Source organism: Antiquaquibacter metalliresistens (assembly GCF_029211225.1).
GTDB lineage: Bacteria > Actinomycetota > Actinomycetes > Actinomycetales > Microbacteriaceae > Rhodoglobus > Rhodoglobus metalliresistens.
Genome location: NZ_JARGEM010000002.1, coordinates 81464 through 99111 on the forward strand (window position 1 = coordinate 81464; position 17648 = coordinate 99111).

General features: G+C 71.4%; 16 protein-coding genes. 10 read left to right on the forward strand and 6 right to left on the reverse strand.

Going from position 1 to position 17648, the window contains the following annotated elements; genetic code table 11:
* Positions 1-240: 240 nt before the first annotated feature.
* On the reverse strand, positions 241-444 hold the full coding sequence (locus PYV02_RS03290; RefSeq protein WP_275756177.1) for a hypothetical protein: 204 nt from the start codon (positions 442-444) through the stop codon (positions 241-243).
* Positions 437-4219 (reverse strand): DEAD/DEAH box helicase, encoded by a 3783-nt coding sequence (locus tag PYV02_RS03295; RefSeq protein WP_275756179.1) that lies wholly within the window; start codon positions 4217-4219, stop codon positions 437-439. The genes PYV02_RS03290 and PYV02_RS03295 overlap by 8 nt, the downstream gene beginning before the upstream one ends.
* Before the next feature lie 76 nt (positions 4220-4295).
* Between PYV02_RS03295 and PYV02_RS03300 the strand changes: the two genes are divergently transcribed.
* On the forward strand, positions 4296-5555 hold the full coding sequence (locus PYV02_RS03300) for a coiled-coil domain-containing protein (protein ID WP_275756181.1): 1260 nt from the start codon (positions 4296-4298) through the stop codon (positions 5553-5555).
* Here the strand turns inward: PYV02_RS03300 and PYV02_RS03305 are convergent.
* Together PYV02_RS03305 and PYV02_RS03310 are read right to left on the reverse strand one after the other, a co-directional pair.
* The gene (locus PYV02_RS03305; RefSeq protein WP_275756183.1) at positions 5540-6415 is read right to left on the reverse strand and encodes a ribokinase; all 876 of its coding nucleotides are present in this window, start codon (positions 6413-6415) and stop codon (positions 5540-5542) included. The two genes, PYV02_RS03300 and PYV02_RS03305, sit on opposite strands and share 16 nt — an antisense overlap.
* A gap of 47 nt (positions 6416-6462) precedes the next feature.
* Entirely contained in the window at positions 6463-7791 is a 1329-nt protein-coding gene (locus PYV02_RS03310) for a hypothetical protein (RefSeq protein WP_275756185.1), read from the reverse strand.
* Between the two features lie 239 nt (positions 7792-8030).
* Between PYV02_RS03310 and PYV02_RS03315 the strand changes: the two genes are divergently transcribed.
* Positions 8031-8174: a hypothetical protein gene (locus PYV02_RS03315; RefSeq protein ID WP_275756187.1), complete on the forward strand. Its 144-nt coding sequence runs from the start codon at positions 8031-8033 to the stop codon at positions 8172-8174.
* A 61-nt stretch (positions 8175-8235) separates the two neighbouring features.
* Here the strand turns inward: PYV02_RS03315 and PYV02_RS03320 are convergent, their stop codons facing one another.
* Positions 8236-9141: an AraC family transcriptional regulator gene (locus tag PYV02_RS03320; protein WP_275756189.1), complete on the reverse strand. Its 906-nt coding sequence runs from the start codon at positions 9139-9141 to the stop codon at positions 8236-8238.
* Between the two features lie 123 nt (positions 9142-9264).
* Between PYV02_RS03320 and PYV02_RS03325 the strand changes: the two genes are divergently transcribed.
* The 7 genes from PYV02_RS03325 (at position 9265) to PYV02_RS03355 (ending at position 16148) form a co-directional block, all read left to right on the forward strand.
* Entirely contained in the window at positions 9265-10047 is a 783-nt protein-coding gene (locus PYV02_RS03325) for an SDR family NAD(P)-dependent oxidoreductase (protein ID WP_275756191.1), read from the forward strand.
* Positions 10044-10877 carry an SDR family NAD(P)-dependent oxidoreductase gene (locus PYV02_RS03330; RefSeq protein ID WP_275756193.1) on the forward strand — a complete coding sequence of 278 codons (834 nt, stop codon included), beginning with the start codon at positions 10044-10046 and terminating at the stop codon, positions 10875-10877. The genes PYV02_RS03325 and PYV02_RS03330 overlap by 4 nt, the downstream gene beginning before the upstream one ends.
* Positions 10874-11599, forward strand: a complete 726-nt coding sequence (locus tag PYV02_RS03335; protein ID WP_275756195.1) for an SDR family oxidoreductase — start codon at positions 10874-10876, stop codon at positions 11597-11599. The genes PYV02_RS03330 and PYV02_RS03335 overlap by 4 nt, the downstream gene beginning before the upstream one ends.
* A 2-nt stretch (positions 11600-11601) precedes the next feature.
* Complete coding sequence (nhaA, locus tag PYV02_RS03340) at positions 11602-13464, forward strand: Na+/H+ antiporter NhaA (protein WP_275756196.1); 1863 nt, start codon at positions 11602-11604, stop codon at positions 13462-13464.
* A gap of 32 nt (positions 13465-13496) precedes the next feature.
* On the forward strand, positions 13497-13853 hold the full coding sequence (locus PYV02_RS03345; protein ID WP_275756198.1) for a hypothetical protein: 357 nt from the start codon (positions 13497-13499) through the stop codon (positions 13851-13853).
* A gap of 77 nt (positions 13854-13930) precedes the next feature.
* The gene (locus PYV02_RS03350) at positions 13931-14455 is read left to right on the forward strand and encodes a PadR family transcriptional regulator (protein ID WP_275756200.1); all 525 of its coding nucleotides are present in this window, start codon (positions 13931-13933) and stop codon (positions 14453-14455) included.
* A 4-nt stretch (positions 14456-14459) separates the two neighbouring features.
* Positions 14460-16148 (forward strand): ABC1 kinase family protein, encoded by a 1689-nt coding sequence (locus tag PYV02_RS03355; protein WP_275756202.1) that lies wholly within the window; start codon positions 14460-14462, stop codon positions 16146-16148.
* A gap of 6 nt (positions 16149-16154) precedes the next feature.
* On the opposite strand, the gene PYV02_RS03360 is transcribed toward PYV02_RS03355, so the two are convergent.
* Complete coding sequence (locus PYV02_RS03360) at positions 16155-16949, reverse strand: CE1 family esterase (protein WP_275756204.1); 795 nt, start codon at positions 16947-16949, stop codon at positions 16155-16157.
* 74 nt (positions 16950-17023) lie between these two features.
* Here PYV02_RS03360 and PYV02_RS03365 point away from each other — a divergent pair, with 74 nt between their 5' ends.
* On the forward strand, positions 17024-17581 hold the full coding sequence (locus tag PYV02_RS03365) for a TetR/AcrR family transcriptional regulator (RefSeq protein ID WP_275756206.1): 558 nt from the start codon (positions 17024-17026) through the stop codon (positions 17579-17581).
* The last annotated feature ends 67 nt before the right edge of the window (positions 17582-17648 follow it).

A 17648-nucleotide genomic window follows, 5' to 3' on the forward strand; every position in this document is an offset into this window, starting at 1 on the left:
TGATCGTGTGCTCTCGTTCGAATGGCTTATTTCAAGTTTTATAATAACCATTGGCGAAAGCGTGTCAAGCCGGGACCACCGCCGCGAGCGCGTGGGCGAGACTCGTCGGCCGCGCGTTATCGAGACTCGTTTACCCGCGCGTTCGGGAGCCTCAGTCTGGCGCAGCCTCCCGCCGCCACGCCGGCCGAGTGCGAGCTCCGTGCAGGTGCGGCGCTCCGGGACGTGCCTCGCGGCTCGCGCTCAATAATGCGGCGGCTTGTCGCCCTTGAGCCGTTCGTCGTTCTCGGTGGAGCTGTGGCGAGGCGGCTCGGGCTGCGGCGTCGGGTCCGAGCCCTCGGGCGGCGTCGTGCGCACGCGTCGACCGCGGCGGCGACCGTCGTCCCGGTGCACGGGCTCGGTCGGCGCGCCCGACGGTCCGTCGGCGTGGCGAGGCGCCTCAGCCACGGGGCAGCGCGTCGGCGGGGGTCTGCACGACCGCGATCGGTTCCGTCACCGCCTGCGGCTCGACTCCGAGCATGAGCGCGACCTTGGCGGCGACGGCTTCGGGATCGCTGAACAGTTCGAAAGCGTGTACGCGCAGGTAGTGCCATCCGAGTCGCCGCAGCAGTTCGGGCCGCAGGCGCAGCGACTCGCGCAGGCTCGCGCGGTGCAGCACCGTGTCGGTCTCGATCGCCACGCAGATGCCGCCCCGGGATGCCACCAGCCCGAGCTTGCCGCGATGCCCGAGCGCGACGTGCACGCCGCGCAGCTCGAGGCGACGCGCCAGGTCCACGAGCATCGGCTCGCTGTCGTCCGGCACGGGCTCCATCGTCTGGCGGGCATCGACCTCGGCCAGGATCTCGGCGAGCGCGACGGCGCCGTGCTGCATGCGACCGTCGTCGAGGTCGGCCGGCTCGAACGAGGTGACGATCACCATGGAGCGGCGCGCCCGCGTCATGGCCACCGCGAGCAGACGCTCGCCGCCGGGCTCCCCCAGCGCGCCGAAGTCGGAGAGCACCCGGCCGTGCGGGGTGCGGCCGTAGCCGACCGAGAAGATCACGCGGTCGCGGCTCTGGGCCACCGCCTCGTCGATGGTCGAGACGGCGAACGGCTCGGGTGAGTCGCGGATCACGAAGTCGGCGAGCTCCGGGCGGGCGGCGGCGAGATCGAGCACGGCCTGCATCACGCGGACCGCGTGCTTCGGGCTCGCCGTGATGACCATCAGCGACTCCTGCGGACGGCGCGTGACGTGGTCGAGCACGAGATCGACCACGCGCTCGACCTCGGCGTCGGGGCTCTCGACCGCGCCGGAGTCTGGGTCGGGCATCCCGGTGCCGTCGGCGACGGTGGAGATCGCGAGGCTGCCGTGCCCGAGGAAGGTGCCCGCCCAGGGCAGCGACACGATGCGGCCGCCGTAGAAGCGTCGGTTCACGAGCTCCGCGAGGTCCTCGCCGCCGGGCCGGTAGCTGCGGGTGAGCGTGAGCGTCGGCAGGATCTCGCCGAGCTTGGTGAGCGCCGAGTTCTCGTGCAGTTCGTCCGGGTCGACCGGGGGCTCGGCGTGATCCGTGCCAGGTTCGGTCGCCGCGATCGTGAACGGTGTCGGCGTCTGCGTCACCGGGTCGCCGACGGCGATGACCTGCTTGGCGCGCCGGATGGCGCCGATGCTCTCGGCGACGGTCAACGCTCCCGCATCGACGAGCACCACCGTGTCGAAGGGCATGGTGTCCACTATCGCGGGCACCTCGTAGGGCGAGGCCAGCCACACCGGGGCGACGGTGCGGGAGAGGTGGGGTGCCGCCGACTGCAGGTCCTGGGCGGTGAGCGTCTCGGCAAGCAGGGCGCGCTTGAGGGCGGTCGCCTCATCCGGCCAGTCGACCAGGCCGATCTTCCAGTTCTCGGCGAGCTGCCAGGTGAGCAACTGCGCGTTGCCCGCGGCGTGCGCCTCGTCGACGAGGCGGAAGTCGGCCTCGAGGCGATCGAGCACGGAGGTGTTCGCGGCCAGCAGCGCGCGATCGGCTTCGAGCAGCGACTCGAGGGCGGACGTCCACCACGCCTGCTCGAGCTCCACGGCGACGACCTGCTCGGGCGCGTGGCGTCGCGCGAGGTCTTCGATGAGCGGGTCGAGCTGCAGTTCGCGCAGCGACGAGGTGAGCGCGGTGCGCTCCTGCAGGTTGTGCAGCACGTCGGATTCGGCGGCGAGCGCGGCGATGCGCTCGACGAGCGCCGGCACGGGCATGCCTGCGAGCTGCTGCTCACGGGTGACCAGGCCGAGCGGGCCGTCGAGCGCCGCGAGATCCTGCACGAGCGGCTGGAAGAGACGCTCGACCTCGCCGAGACCGACCGGAACCTGGGGGGTCGCGCCCTCGGCGACATAGCGGTGCCAGAGCACGCGCTGCTGCTGGATGCGCACGAGCGCGCCGTGCAGGTCGCCGACCCGCACACCGGGACGTACGTACTCCAGCGCGAGCTTCTTCAGACGCCGGCGGTTGCCGCCGGTCATCTCGGGGAAGTCCTTGCGCGGCGCCGTGGCGGCGATCAGCTCGGTGATGGAGCGATCGAAGACCATGGGCAGGAACTTGTCCAGGCTGTCGCGCAGGTCGACGAGCAGCCGCAGGTAGACGCCGAGCTCGTTGATGGTCTGGAAGCCCCGCATGTGCGTGCCCGAGATCAGGCGGTTCGCGGCATCCAGCAGCGCGGGCAGCGTGGCGTGCACGCGCTTGGCGAGATCGTGCGCGCGCAGGGCCTCGTCGCCGCCCGAGAACTGCGCCCCGTACCAGGGCGAGTCGCCCGGGCCGTACTTGAACTCGCCGAGTTCGGCGGCGGCGACCATGAGCTCGGCCGCACGGCTGCGGTCCTGCGCCAGCCGCTCCACCGAGGCACGGCTCAGCCGCGCCGTCGTCGCGGGCGGGGTGGGCAGCAGGGCGAGCCGACTGAGCTCGGTGACGCAGTCCAGCACCGAGACGCCGAGCGCCGGGTCTTTGCGTGAGAGCGCACCGCGGTAGTCGAGCAGCACCTTGCGCAGACGCAGGAGCGCGTCATCCACCTCGCCGACATTCGGCTGCTTGGCCTTCTCGCTTCTCGAGATCGACCGGATCACGTCGCGGCGCAGCGAACGCGGCGAGACCGCGAGCCCCGGCAGGCCGATGTCGGCGAGCCGGTCGGCGATCGAGAGCAGGGATGCCCGCCGCGGCGAGACGACGAGCACCCGCTTGTTCTGCGAGACCAGGGTGCCGATCGCGTTGACTATCGTCTGCGTGCCGCCGGTTCCCGGCAGGGTCTTGACCACGAGCGAGTTGCCGGCGGTCACCTGCGCGATCACGTTCTCCTGCTCCGCGTCGGCGTCGAGCAGCAAGCTGTCGGTCTGCGGGGTGCGCTCGTCGGAGGGCACCGGGTGCACGGGAGCGTAGGACTCCTCCACGGTCCACTTCGCGGAGGCGTTGCCCGCGAGGGCGTCGAGCACGGGGTGGTCGAGCGAGGTCGCGTCCGCGACGAGGGCGGGCGCGACATCCGCGAAGCTCGAGACGACCAGGCGCGGGCTCACGCTGAACCACTCCAGATGACTGGTGAGGCCACGGAGGCGGTCGATGACCGGATTGGGCTTGAACGTGCCGTCGTCGTCGGTCAGCGCGACGAACGCCTCGGCGTCGAGCCCGATGCCGAACTGCTGCCACAGGGCGCTGGCGAACGCGGGGTTGAGGAACGCGGAGCCGCGCAGCTTCACCTCGAAGTCGCGGCCGTGTCGGCGGATCGCCAGCGGTCGCAGCAACACCGGCGCGCGATACTCGGTGATGCCGTCGCGCCACTGGGCGATGCCGATGCCGAGGTGGATGGCGTCGATGCCGCGGGCGGTCGCGAGCTCGAGCCCCTTCTGGGCGACCGCACCGGCGGCGACCTTGGCCGCCCGGAGCGCGACGTCGTCGCGGATGAGGTTCGAGAGCAGGGTCGGCTGCCCGGTGATGAACTGCGCGAGTCCCCCGGGATGCGTCGTGGAGAGCTCGATGCGGGTGCGGGGCGAATCGACGAAGTGCAGCAGCGGCGAACGGCCGCCGACCGTCTCCAGTTCCGCGCGCCAGCGGTCGCGCTCCGGCTCGGCCGCATTGCCCGCGGCGACCCCGGGCTCGCCGAGGCTGAGGTCGTGCGGGGCGGTCACCTGGACGTGGGTCGGCACCGGGGGCTCCTCGAGCTCCTGGTCCTCCGGATCGACCGTGAAGTCGTCGGACGGTCTACTGGCACGCCACACACGGCAACTGTAGGTCGCGCGGGTGTGGAATCCGGGGAGATACTGCGGGTTTTCGCATCCTCGTAGAATTGCCGCCATGGATGGCGCCGAACTGCTGCGCGGCGGTGCCGTCGCGATCACGACGCTCGTGGTGCTCGTCGCGGTGCTCGTGATCGGCGGCTTCGTGGTGCTCTTCCGGCGGCGGGGGGATCGCGGCATCCGTGCGTCCGGACCGGCCGGCATCGAGGCCCTCACCACCCGCGCCGGGGTGCTGCTGGTGCGTCTCGACGACCAACTGCGCGAGGCCGACGAGGAGCTGGGCTTCGCGATCGCGCAGTTCGGCCCCGATCGCGCCAGGGCGTTCGGCGCGACGCTGTCGCGAGCCCGGGCCGATGTGGCCGAGGCGTTCCGGCTGAAGCAGCGGCTCGACGATGCCTATCCCGACAGCGACCGCGAACGGCGCGAATGGACGAACCAGATCATCGTGCTGTGCGAGCGTGCCCAGACCGAGCTCGCGACCCAGGATGCGACGTTCGCCGCCCTGCGCCGCGATGAGGTCAACGCCAGCACGACCCTGGGCGAACTGCGCTCCGGCATCGCCGCGACACAGGCGCGACTGGAGTCCGCACGCGCGACGCTCGCCGCCCTGGGCGAGGACTACGCCACCGAGCAGCTGACCGCGGTCGCCGGCAACCCGGACGCTGCCGCCACCGCGCTGACCGAGGCGACCGCCATCGCCGAAGCCGCAGCGCCGGCGATCTCGGCGACCGGCGTGAACAGCGTCGCCGACGACCTCCACGCGGCGGCACAGGCGGTGCACCGCGCCGACCGACTGCTCGATGACGTGGACGCGATGGCACAGGAGCTGCGTGCCGCGAGCGACGCCCTCGCGACGCGACGCGCTGCCGCGCGCACCGACCTCACCGAGGCGAAGGCGCAGCGCGACGCCGCCCCCGACCCGGAGTCCGCGCGCGCGGTCATCGAGGCGATCGCCGGCGTCGAGGCCGTGCTGAGGAGCGAACGAGCCCGCGACCCGATCGCGGCGCTCGACGAACTGGGGCGTGCCACCGATGCCCTCGACCTCGCCCTCGCGAGCGCCCGCAACCAGACCCAACGCCTGGCGCACGCGCGCGCCGCCTACGAGGGCACGCTCGTGCTCGCCAACAGCCAGATCGCCGCGGCGCGCGCGGTGATCGGCGGTGCCAGCGTCACAGCCCGCACGCGTCTCGCCGAGGCGGAGCGGCAGCTCGCGCTCGCGCAGGCGGCGACCGACCCCGTCGAGGCGCTCGACACGGTGCGCCGCGCGGTCACCCACGCCCGCGACGCGGAAGACCTCGCGCGCTACGACGCGCGATAGACCGCGTCGACCTCGGCCGCGCTCGGAATCGAGCTCGTCGCTCCGACCCGTGACACGGTGATGGATGCCGCGGCCACCGCCCAGGCGATCGCCCCCTCGAGCGCCGCCCCCGCCGCGAGCCTCGCCACGAGGGCGCCGACGAAGGTGTCCCCCGCCGCGGTCGTGTCGACGACGTCGACGCGACGCGCCGGCAGGCTGCCGGCGAGCACGCCGTCGATCGCCCACCGCACGCCGTCGCCGCCGAGGGTCTCGATCACCAGCGGCACCCCGATGGCCTCGAACCCGCCGAGCTCGGCGATCTCGAGCTCGTTGCCGACGAGCATGGACACCCCGTCGGGCACCGTGCCGCCCAGGGCTGCGACCGGTGCCGGCGTCAGCACCGCGTAGGCGCCCTCGGCGATCGCCGCCGCGATGAGTTCCAGCGGCACCTCGCACTGCAGCACCAGATACGCGGACTCCCGAACCGCTGCCGCTCGCTGCGGCGACAGGCTCGTGGCCGAGGCGTTCGCTCCCGGCACCACCACGATCGTGTTCTCGCCGTCGTCGGCGACCTGGATGTGGGCGGTGCCGGTCGGTACGGTCGCGGTCGCGAGGTGCTCGGTGCCGATGCCCTCCGCGGTGGCAAGCGCTCGCAGCTGGGAGCCGAAGGCGTCGTCGCCGACCACGCCGATCATCCGCACCCGCGCGCCCGCCCGCGCGGCGGCGACCGCCTGATTGAGGCCCTTGCCCCCCGGGATCGTCTCGAAGCTGCGCCCGGCGATCGTCTCGCCGGGTCGCGGAAAGCGCTCGACGGCGACGACGAGGTCCATGTTGAGGCTGCCGAGCACGGTGACGGCGCCGGTGGGGAACGCGGGAGGCATGACGCCCAGCGTAAGGGCGCTCAGACCGTGCCGGACATCCCTTTCGTTCAGGCGGAGTGACGCCCGCGACGTGCTCGCACGGCGATCACGAGGCACAGCGCGCCCACGGCGAGCGCGCCGAGGCCGAGGCCGAGGTACGGGCCGACGTCGACACCCGTCGCGGCCAGCGCGCGGATCGTGATCGCCGAGGTCGCGACGTTGCCGGAGGAGACTCCGGTCGCCACGATCGTGTGCGCACCGAGCGCGAGGCTCGCGGGGGGCGTGAAGCTCAGCGTCGCCACGCCGCTGCCGTCCGCCACCGCATAGCCGAGGAAGGTGGGCGTCGAGTAGGCGGTGAAGCCGACGAGCTCGCCCGGCTCCATACCGGTCGCGACCGCCTCGACGGTGCTGCTCGGGCTCACGCTGGCCGCGCTGAGATCCAGCGCGGTGCCGGTGCTGGGTGCCGGCGGCGTGGCGGGCGTCTGCGGCGGGGTCGCGGGGATCTGGTTGTAGGTCTTGTAGCTCACGTCGGTGATCAGGAAGCCCTTCCCCTTCAGCGCCGCGAGCTGCGGGCCGGTGGGGTCGGTGCCGTTGATGAGTCCCGCGTAGGAACCCGGCGCCATCGCCGTGGCCCGGTTGGCGCGGAACAGCAGAGCCGCGCTCCAGTAGCTGCCGGCGGGCGAGGAGACCGCGTCGTGATATCCCTCGTAGGTGGCGCCGGTCAGCGCGGGCGTCGTGGCGCCATCCACGTAGAGGTCGATGACATCCGGGCCGTCGGTGACATAGGTGGTGACGATGCGCACGGTGTGCGGAACCGTCAGATCGAAGTACTCGGAGTATTGGGTGGTCCAGTCCGCGTCCCCGGGCGCAATGCCCGCCATGAGGAACTGCAGCCCGTCCGGCGTGTGCAGGAAGCCGACCGGGCCGCCGCCGCGGCCTCCGTCGCCGTTGTCGAGCGCGACCGAGACCGAGAGCCGCTCCTGATATGCACCGGTTGCTGAGGCGAGCCGGAACGTGGTCTCGAAGGTGTTGTTGACCGGGTTGCCGGTCGCGCCCGCGATCGGCTCCCCCGCCGGCTCGATCACCGGACTGATGAGCTGCTTGATGTTGCCGTACTGACCGAGCACGGAGACCCAGTTGCTGAAGCGCAGACTCGTGCCCGCCGAGTCGAGACCAGAGGTGAAGGCCGAGTTGTCGACGATGCCCCAGTCGTAGCTCGTCGTGCTGAAGCCCGCCCAGCCGTGCTGGCCGGCCGGTGCATAGGCCTGCGTCGCGTCGTAGTCCGCGAAGTCGATGGTCGTGGCATCCTCGGCGTGCACCGCCGAACTGGTGACGACCACGCCGGCCAGGGCGAGCACCGCGAGCGCGGCGAGTCGAACGGGGGTTGTTGCGGGCATGCGGGCACCTCGGGTTCAGTCGGGCGGCGGTGGAGGGACCACCGTCGCCTCACCGTACGGACGCATCATCCCCAGGTCACCGTGAACGAGTGATTCTCACCCGCACGTTCACCCGTGCGCCGCCGCGGCCGCACGACGGAGCCCGACGGACCAAGGTCCCATGCCAGCGAATACCCACATGGGTATGTTGAAGGCGATCGATGGCGTCCGGCTCCCGCTCCCACGCGATTGGACCCAGCATGGACACCGGTCAGACCCTCATCGACGCCGCACCGCTGCCCAATGCGCGCGAGCTGCGCCGTCGCCGCAACCTCGTCGTGCAGTTCTTCCACTTCCTGTCACTGAACTGGAACATGTACCGGCTGGCGAAGCGGCACCACTAGGGGTCACTTGACCGCGCCGAGCGCTCACCCTGCAGGTGCGCTGGAGCGTACCCTGAGGCCCTCAGCCGTGCACGCGCCCGACGGTCTCGAGCAGTTGCGCGACATCGCGTGTGGGCGGGGCGCCGAACTGGCGGCGATACTCGCGACTGAACTGGGACGCGCTCTCGTAGCCGACGGCGAACGCGGTCGATGCGACATCGCTCGGGTTCGCCAGCAGCCGCAGGCGCGCCTCCTGCAGCCGGATGTTCTTCTGGTACTGGATCGGACTCATCGCGGTCACGGCCTGAAAGGCGCGATGGAAGGCCGACGGGCTCATCCGTGCGAGCTGCGCGAGCTCGTCGACCCGCATGGGTTCGGCGTACCGCTCGCGCATCCAGTGCACCACGTGCCGCACCCGGCTGAGGCTGCTGTCGGCCAGTCCCAGTTGCCGCACGGTGGCCCCCTGCTCGCCGGACATGATCAGCCAGAGGATCTCGCGCTCGATGAGCGGGGCGAGCACCGGGATGTCGCGCGGGTGATCCAGCAGGCGCAGCATCCGAACCGTCGCATCGAGCAAGCGAGCGGATGTCTGCCCCACCGCGATCGCCGGCGGCGACGCGTCGCCGCGGGTCGGGCGCGTGAACTCGGCGGCGGCCGGGTTCAGCATGAGCTCGGCGACGACCTCGGGCCGCAGCTCGAGACCGAAGCCGAGCGCGGGTTGCTCGGGCGAGGCATCCAGGAACTGGCCCGTCACCGGGAGATCGACCGAGGCGACCAGGTACTGGCCGGGCCCGTAGTCGTGCACTGTGCCGCCGACCGAGAGTCGCTTCGTGCCCTGCGCGATGACGGCGAGCACCGTTCCGGTGGTGGACTCCTGCTGGGGTCCGACCCGATCCGCGCGGGCGAGCATGACGCCAGGGATCGGGGTGCGGATGACTCCCGCCCCCGCGTGACGCTCGATGAGGGTGCCGAGCTCGCTGCTGTCCATGCGCCGATTCAAGCAGTCGGCACCGCGCCGCGCTACCGGATCCTGCCGAATCGAGCAGGATCGGGCAAGAGACGCGGCGGATTCCCCTACCCCCATGCGGGCGCATCCGGCTTGTCTTGAATCATGAACACTCAGCAGACCCACCAGCATCCCGTCGCCGTCGTCACGGGGGCGAGCGCCGGCATCGGCCGCAGCGCCGCCATCGAGATCGCCCGGCGCGGAACGGGCGTCGTCGCCACCTACCGATCGCGTCCCGAGGAGGCGGAGGAGACCGTGGCCTTGGTCCGCGAGGGCGGCGGACGGGCGCGCGCGCTGCGCCTCGATGTCGGACTGAGCTCGACCTTCCCCGACTTCCGGGCCGAACTGGCCGACGTGCTCGAAGCCGAATGGGGCACCGACCACATCACCGCCCTCGTCAACAACGCGGGATTCGGCGGCGGTCGCGCGTTCGAGGAGATGACCGAGGAGGACTTCGATCGGTACTTCCGGGTGCTGCTGCACGGACCGTACTTTCTGGCGCAGAGCCTGCTGCCGATGATCGCCGACGGCGGCTCCGTGGTGAGCGTGTCGAGCAGCTCGGTGCGCTCCGGCGAGACGGAAGCCGGATACTCGGGCTACGCCGGCATGAAGGCCGGGCTCATCGTGGCGAGCCGGTATCTCGCCAAGGAGCTGAGCCCACGCGGCATCCGGGTGAACACCATCGCACCGGGGCCGACGCGCACCCGGATCAGCGACGACGCGTTCGAGAAGTACCCCGAGATCATCGACGGCATCGCCGCGAAGACGGCGCTCGGCCGCATCGGCGAGCCCGACGACATCGGCAAGGTGATCGCGTTCCTCACCTCCGACGATGCCGCCTGGATCACCGGGCAGGACATCCAGGTCGCCGGCGGGTACGCGCTGTGAGCGCCGCGGCCGCGGGGTTCGGCACCGTCGTGCTCACCGGTGCGACGAGCGGCATCGGCGAGGCGACCGCGCGTCGACTCGCCGACCGCACGCGCACGCTGATCCTGCACGGGCCAGAACAGTCCGACGCCGTCGAGCCCCTGCTGCGCGAGCTGCGCAGCGCAGGCACGGCGGCGGTGCACTACGTGTCCGCCGACTTCGCCCGGCTGAACGAGGTCGCGGCGGCGGCACGAGCGATCCGCACGCACGCCCCGCACGGCATCGACCTGCTCATCAACGACGCTGGCGTTCCCGGGGCGCCGCGACGCATCCTCACCGCCGACGGGTTCGAACGCACCCTGCAGGTGAACGCGCTCGCCCCCGCCCTGCTCACCCGTCTGTTGGTGCCGTCCCTGGCGACGCCGGCGAGGATCGTGAACGTCGCGTCATCCGCGCACCGTGTGGAGCGCTTCCACTTCGTCGATGTCGATCTCGATCACGGCTACACCCCCGTCGCGGCCTACGCGCGGGCGAAGCTCGCCATGCTCACGTGGTCCACCCTGCTGGCGGAGGAGGAGGCCGGGATGCCCACCACGGTGGTCGCGCTCTGCCCGGGCCTCAACGACACCCCGCTGAGCGCGGCGATGATGGGACGCATCGGCGGCCCGCCGACGAACGGCGCCGCCCGCGTGCTGCACGCCGCGGTCGCCGACGTACCCTCCGGCGCGTACCTCGAAGAGGATGCCGTGGTCGCCCCGAGCCCCGAGGTCACCGACCCCGAGAACCGGCGGCGTCTGACCGAGCTCTTCCGGCATCGGCTGAGCCCCGTCGCGATCGGCGCCGGGGCATGAGCGCCTCGGGTGCGCTGCACGGCCGCGTCGCGGTCGTCGTGGGTGCGACCGGGTGGATGGGCCGCGCGATCTGCCGCGAGTTCGTCGAGTCCGGTGCGAGTCTCGTGATGGTCGCTCGTGACGAGCAGCGCCTCGACGATCTGGAACGCGAGCTCGCGGCCGGAGATCGGGTGCTCGCGGTAGCGGCCGACGTCACCTCCCAGCTCGCCATCGACGACGTGCGAGTCGCCGCCATCGCCAGATTCGGGCACATCGACCTGGTCGCGGTGCTCTCGGGGGTGATCACCGGGTCCGCGTTCGACGACGGCATCCCCGCCGACTGGGCGCAGATGATCGACGTCAACCTGCGGGGCTTGCTGCACGCATCCCAGACCTTCGCCGACCCGCTGTTGCAGTCGGCTCGGCGCGGGCTGCCCGCCGACCTGTTCCTGCTCGGGTCGGTCAGCAAAGAGACCCACACGCCGCGATTCGCCGTGTTCAATGCGATCTCCTCGGCGATCAAACAGCTCTCCCAGACATTGCGCTACGAGTACGGGCCGCAGGGCCTTCGCGTGCACCTGCTGCAACCCGGCTTTCCCCAGCCGGCCGAGGATCCCCGTGGCGGCCGGTCGGATTCGCCACTGCAACCGGAGGCGATCGCCGCCGTCGTGGGCCTCGCCGCCGCCCTGCCGCGCAGCGCGAACCTCGCTGAGTTGCTCATCATCCCCACCGTCACGGAGTGACCATGCCCTCGTTGACTCGCGCGCTCGACCGAGTGCGCCGCACCCCCGAGGCACTGCGCGGCGCCGTCGTGCTCATCGCGGGCACGATCGCCGCACTGGTCTGGGCGAACCTCCCCGGCGAGAGCTATACCGCCTTCTGGCACCTGCCGCTCGGGTTCGGACTCGGTGACCTGCGGTTCGAACTCGATCTGCGCCACTGGGTCAACGATGCACTGATGGCGCTGTTCTTCGCGCACGTCACGCTGGAGGTGCGCCGCGAGCTCGAGCTCGGCGAACTGCGCGACTGGCGACGGGCGAGCGCACCGCTGATCGCCGCGGCGGCCGGACTCATCATCCCGGCCCTGATCTTCGTCGCGATCACCTGGGGCACTGACGTGGTCGGCGGATGGGGCATCGTCGTCTCCACGGACACCGCGTTCGTGCTCGGCATGCTGGCCCTGGTCGGTCGCGCGATGCCACCGCAGTTGCGGGTCTTCCTCGTGACACTGGCGGTCGCCGATGACGTGGGCGCCCTCGGGGTCATCGCCTTCGCCTACGCCGATGACTTCGATCCCCTGCCCCTGCTGATCGCTGGCGCGGGGCTCGCCGCGATCGTGGGGATGCGCGTGCTCGGCGTGTGGCGCGGCACGCTCTATCTGGCGCCGTCCGTCGTCGTCTGGGTCGGCTTCCTGCTCTCCGGGGTGCACGCGACCCTCGCCGGGGTGGCGATCGCCCTGCTGCTGCCGATCTTCCGCACGCGACGCACCGACCTGGATCGCGCCCAGGAGCACGTGCGCGCGTTCCAGATGTCGCCGAGCGCCGACTACGCCCGCAGCGCCGAGGACTCGCTGGCGCGCGCGGTGTCGGTCAACGAACGCGCCTACCGCACGCTCAGCCCCTACATCACCTGGCTGATCCTGCCGATCTTCGCGCTGGCCAACGCGGGCGTGCGTGTGACCGGCGACTCGCTCGCGGATGCGTTCTCGTCGCGTCTGACCTGGGGCATCATCGCAGGGCTCGTGATCGGCAAGATCGTCGCCATCACGGCATCGACATGGATCGTCGCGCGGGTTCGGCCGGGCGCCATCAGCCCGGCGGTGCGCATGTCGCACGTTCTCGGGCTCAGCATGCTCGCCGGCATGGGATTCACCATCTCGCTCTTCGTGGCCGAGCTCGCGTTCGACGATCCGCTCGACATCGGTCGGGCCCAGATCGGGGTCATCAGCGCGTCCGCGATCGCGGCTCTGCTCGGCGCGATCGCGTTCGCGGTGCTGAGCGCACGGGAACGGCGGAACGCGCCGGACCGACGGCGGCTCGTGCGCCCGCTGGACGCCGGTCGCGATCCCGTGATCGGGGATGCCGACCGGGCATTCGTCACCGTGGTCGAGTACGGCGACTTCTCCTCCCCGTTCGCCCCGAGCGCCGCCGAGATGGGCAGCGAGATGGCTGGTCGGTTCGGGCACGATGTCGTCTACACCTTCCGGCATCTGCCGCTCGAGACGCCGCTCGGTCGCACGGTGGCGGCGGCCACCGAGGCGGCAGCAGCACAGGGCCGATTCTGGGAGATGCGCGACCAGCTGCTGCTGGATGCGCCCATCGAGACCGAGCGTCAGATCCGTCGCGCCGCGGCGGCGGCCGGACTCAACCTGCGACGCTTCGAGCACGACCTCGCGAACGGCGTGGGACTCCAGCGGGTGGATGACGACGTGATCGACGCCGAGTCGATGCACCTCGATCGGGCACCGACGTTCTTCATCGACGGCATGCGCTACGACGGACCGATCGATGCGGCATCCGTGAACGCGGCCGTGGGCGTCGTGCGCGACGCCAGGTCGGCGGGTCTGGGCGAACGACCGAGTGTCGCGTCGCGGGACTTCCAGCCCTAGCCGCCGGTCGCCGACGCGCGTAGCGTCGCAGCATGACGACCCTCATCGAGAAACTGGCCCAGTCCGTGCCCTCCTGGGGCGCGAAGCTGGCATACGGCGACAAGAGCAGCGTGAACGGGCAGGATGTCATCCCGGTCGCGTTCGTGATCTTCGGTTTCGGCGGCGGCGAAGGCTCCGGCGAGATGCCGGAGGGGCAGAACGGCCCGGCGGGCAAGGGCGAAGGCAGCGGAGGCGGCGGTGGCGGCTATGCGCTGCCGATCGGCGCCTACGTCGGCACCTCCGAGGGGCTGAGGTTCCAGCCCAACCCGGTGGCGCTCGCCGTCGTCGCGGTGCCGCTCGTGTCGGCGATCGGCTGGGCGTTGTCGCGCATCATCCGCGCCAGCCACTGAGCCGCCACTTAACGATGTATCGTTGACTATCGCTGACAGTCGCCAGCGAGAGTCACATCGTCCGAGGAGGACACGCCATGCGCACCTCATCATCCGCCGGCTTCGACCTGTGGGAGGCCGTCGACGGCCTCCGCGAAGCGTTCGCCCCCCGCGCCGCGGGCCGCATGGGACGCGGCGACATCCGCGCCGCCATCCTCGTCGCGCTCACCGAGAAGCCGATGCACGGCTACCAGATCATCCAGTCCATCGAGGCGAGCACGCACGGTAGCTGGAAGCCGAGCCCCGGCTCGATCTACCCCACGCTGCAGCTGCTCTCCGACGAGGGCCTCGTCACCGCCGAGCAGGTCGGCGAACGCAAGGTCTACTCGCTCACCGAGGCGGGCCGCGAGGCCGCAGCCGAGTTCGCGAGCGGACCCGAACCGTGGGAGCCGCGCCGCTCCTGGCGCGCCGAGCACAACACCGCCCTGCCGAAGGCCGGCGCGAAGCTCGCCCAGGCCGTTGCCCAGGTCGCGCACAGCGGCAGCCCCGAGCAGACCGAACGCGCCGTCGCCGTGATCGACGAGGCGCGCCGCAAGCTCTACGCCATCCTCGCCGAGGACTGAGGGGATGCCGCCCGCCCGCGGCGCACTCACCGCACCGCCCACGGGCCGCGTGTTCCAGGCGCGCTACCGACGCATCATGCGCTTCGCCGCCCGGGCGATGCTGCAGGCCTGGTGGTACGAGCTCGTGCTGCCGCGCATCGGCCTCGGCCGGCTCTCCGCGCACGGACGGGTGGCACGCCTGCGCAAACTCGCCCGCCGCTTCCATGACCTCGCCGTCGACCTCGGCGGGCTGATGATCAAGGTCGGGCAGTTCATGTCCTCGCGCCTCGACGTGCTGCCGCCCGAGATCACCAGCGAGCTCGAGGGGCTGCAAGACGAGGTGGCGGCGGAGAGCTTCGAGTCCATCCGCGCCCAGACCGAGACCGAGCTGGGGATGCCGCTGGAGGCCGCCTATGCGGCGTTCGAGCCGGTGGCGATCGCCGCGGCATCCCTCGGCCAGGCCCACCGCGCGCGGCTCTCCCCCGCGATCGCCGCGGACCTCGGGTTCGAGCACGTGGTGGTGAAGGTGCAGCGACCCGGCATCGAGTCGGTGGTCGCCGTGGACCTCGCCGCGCTGCGGCGGGTGGCCGGCTGGCTGTCGCGGGTGCGGCTCGTGTCGTCGCGCGTGGACGCGCCCGCCCTCGTCGAGGAGTTCGCCACCACGAGCCTCGAGGAGATCGACTACCTGCACGAGGCCGGCAACGCGGAGCGGTTCGCCGACGACTTCGCGGGCGACGACACCGTCGCCGCCCCGGTGGTCGTGTGGGATCGCACCAGCCTGCGCGTGCTGACGCTCTCCGACGTCACCGCGATCAAGATCACCGACGTCGAGGCGCTCACCGCGGCGGGCATCGACCCGGCCGCGGTCGCGCAGGCGCTCGCGCGCGCCACCTTCCAGCAGATCTTCGTCGCCGGGTTCTTCCACGCCGACCCGCACCCCGGCAACATCTTCGTCACCCCCACCGACGGGGGCTGGCGGCTCACCTACATCGACTTCGGCATGATGGGCGAGATCACCGACAGCCTGCGCTCGGGGCTGCGCGACTTCATCCTCGCCGCCCTCGCCCGCGACGGGCGCGCCCTGATCCACTCGATGGAGCGGCTCGGCGTGCTGCTGAAGTCCGCCGACACCGAGGAACTCGAACGCGCGATGACCGCCCTCTTCGACCGCTTCGGCGGCATGGGCGTCGCCGAGCTGCAGCAGGTGGACCCGCGTGAGCTGCGCACGTTCGCCCTGCAGTTCGGCGAGACCGTCCGCTCGCTGCCGTTCCAGCTGCCGGAGAGCTTCCTGCTACTGATCCGCACCATCTCGCTGATCTCGGGCGTCACGAGCGCCCTCGACCGCGACTTCAACATGTGGGATGCCGTCGACCCCTTCGCGCGCACCGTGCTCACCCCCACGAGCGGCACGCTGCGCGACCTCGGCCAGCGCGCCCTCGGCTACGCCGGCACGCTCGCCCGGCTTCCGGGCCGCCTCGACGAGCTCGCTGCCCGCATCGACCGCGGCCAGGTGGCCGTGCGCACCCCCGACCTCGAGCGCCGCATCCGCTCGCTCGAACGCACCGTCGGCCGCGCGGTCTCCGCGATCGTCTTCGCCGCCCTGCTCTTCGCCGGGGTGTTGCTGCGGCCCACGGATGAGGTGCTCGGCTGGGTGCTCATGGGTGCGTCCGCGGTGCCACTGCTGCACGTGGTCGTGACGTGGCGGGGGCGGTAGGGGCCTCTACGACCGGCGAACGCGGGCGGCGAGGAACTCCTCGATCTCCTCGCCGGCGTCGAGATCGGCGTGCGACGGCCCGACGAACCGCGGCGCGGTGACGCGGTTCGGGATGACGTGCCCGACGCCGAACTGCGTCACCAGTCGCACGGTCCCCCAGTCCACCCGCTCGATGTCACCGTCGGCCGTGACGCGAGGAGCGCCACCCGTCGCGTAGCGCTCGGCGGTCTCCCGCGCCGACAGCACGCTGCCGAGCGGGCGACCGAGCAGGCGAGTCGGGCCGCCCGCGTAGGGGACAACCGGGTCGGCGGTGCCGTGCAGCAACAACACGGGCACCCGATCCGGCGCGAGCTCGGACAGCGAGTAGTCGGCGTCGACGGGGAGCCCCGCCGCGATCACCACGGCACCGTCGAGCAAGCCGTGGGCCTCGCGGAGCAGCCGATGCACCAGCTGTCCGCCGTTGGAGTACCCGACGGCGATGGTCGGCCGACCATGGCGGGCCACGACCGCGCGAACGAAGCCGACATCGTCCACGTTCCTCTTCTGTGCCGCCGAGACCGCCCGGCGGCGGCCGTCGTTCCAGGCGCGACCGTGGCCGTTGAGGTAGACCAGCGGCGCGCCGAGTCGGTCGGCGAGGGCATCCAGCGTGCGACCGCTGAATGACCGCATGACGCGAGCGTTCTGCGTTCGGCCGTGCAACGCGACGATCAGCGGGGCACTCTCGCGCGGCGTGCGCGGCTCGACCAGGAGGTAGCTGCGTCGGCGGTCGCCGACCATGATCGTCTCTCTCGTGCTGCTCATGTCGCCGACAGTACCATAAACGGATAGTTCATCCGAATTGATGAACCATCCGCTTGAGCGCCTACCATGGAGCCATGTCGACCCTTCGCCGTGATGCCGCGAAGAATCGCGAACGCATCCTGAACGCCGCGCGAGCACTCGTCGTGGCCGGCGAACCGCTGCAATTGAACGCCGTCGCGCGGTACGCCGAGGTCGGCATCGGCACCGTCTACCGGCACTTCGGCTCCCCCGAGGCACTCGCCGAAGGGCTCGTCGACGACCGCTTCGTCGAGCTCATCGCCATCGCCCGCTCGGCAGAGGCGCGCACGGATGCCGTGCCGGCCCTGCGGGAGTTCCTCACCCAGGCCGTGCGCGCCTTCGCGGCCGACCCGGAGTTCGCTGCCGCATCCGTGAACACGAACCTCGTGAGGGATGAGACCCGGGCGCTGCGCGCGGAGCTCATCGGCGTGTTCGCCGCGCTCGTGCGCCGCTCGGAGGATCACCTGCGACCGGGGCTGGATGCGCTCGACCTCATGATCCTCGCCTGCGGTCTCGGATACTCCATCCGGCTTCGCCCCGAGAAGGCGCCGCTCTACCTGCAGGCCCTGCTCGACCACATCGAGCCGGGGTCGGGCGGCCGCAGCTCGGGCTAGGTTCGCGTCATCCGGCGATCGTGAAGCGGACTCACGAAAGTCTTGCGATCGGCGCACCGGCGTGCCA

Excerpts from the sequence above, each read along its gene's own strand:
- PYV02_RS03355 (WP_275756202.1), top strand. The coding sequence starts at position 14,460 with ATGCCGCCCGCCCGCGGCGCACTCACCGCACCGCCCACGGGCCGCGTG.
- PYV02_RS03315 (WP_275756187.1), top strand. The coding sequence starts at position 8,031 with ATGGACACCGGTCAGACCCTCATCGACGCCGCACCGCTGCCCAATGCG.
- PYV02_RS03325 (WP_275756191.1), top strand. The coding sequence starts at position 9,265 with ATGAACACTCAGCAGACCCACCAGCATCCCGTCGCCGTCGTCACGGGG.
- PYV02_RS03300 (WP_275756181.1), top strand. The coding sequence starts at position 4,296 with ATGGATGGCGCCGAACTGCTGCGCGGCGGTGCCGTCGCGATCACGACG.
- PYV02_RS03335 (WP_275756195.1), top strand. The coding sequence starts at position 10,874 with ATGAGCGCCTCGGGTGCGCTGCACGGCCGCGTCGCGGTCGTCGTGGGT.
- PYV02_RS03365 (WP_275756206.1), top strand. The coding sequence starts at position 17,024 with ATGTCGACCCTTCGCCGTGATGCCGCGAAGAATCGCGAACGCATCCTG.
- PYV02_RS03345 (WP_275756198.1), top strand. The coding sequence starts at position 13,497 with ATGACGACCCTCATCGAGAAACTGGCCCAGTCCGTGCCCTCCTGGGGC.
- PYV02_RS03350 (WP_275756200.1), top strand. The coding sequence starts at position 13,931 with ATGCGCACCTCATCATCCGCCGGCTTCGACCTGTGGGAGGCCGTCGAC.
- PYV02_RS03305 (WP_275756183.1), bottom strand. The coding sequence starts at position 6,415 with ATGCCTCCCGCGTTCCCCACCGGCGCCGTCACCGTGCTCGGCAGCCTC.
- PYV02_RS03310 (WP_275756185.1), bottom strand. The coding sequence starts at position 7,791 with ATGCCCGCAACAACCCCCGTTCGACTCGCCGCGCTCGCGGTGCTCGCC.
- PYV02_RS03360 (WP_275756204.1), bottom strand. The coding sequence starts at position 16,949 with ATGAGCAGCACGAGAGAGACGATCATGGTCGGCGACCGCCGACGCAGC.
- nhaA (WP_275756196.1), top strand. The coding sequence starts at position 11,602 with ATGCCCTCGTTGACTCGCGCGCTCGACCGAGTGCGCCGCACCCCCGAG.
- PYV02_RS03320 (WP_275756189.1), bottom strand. The coding sequence starts at position 9,141 with ATGGACAGCAGCGAGCTCGGCACCCTCATCGAGCGTCACGCGGGGGCG.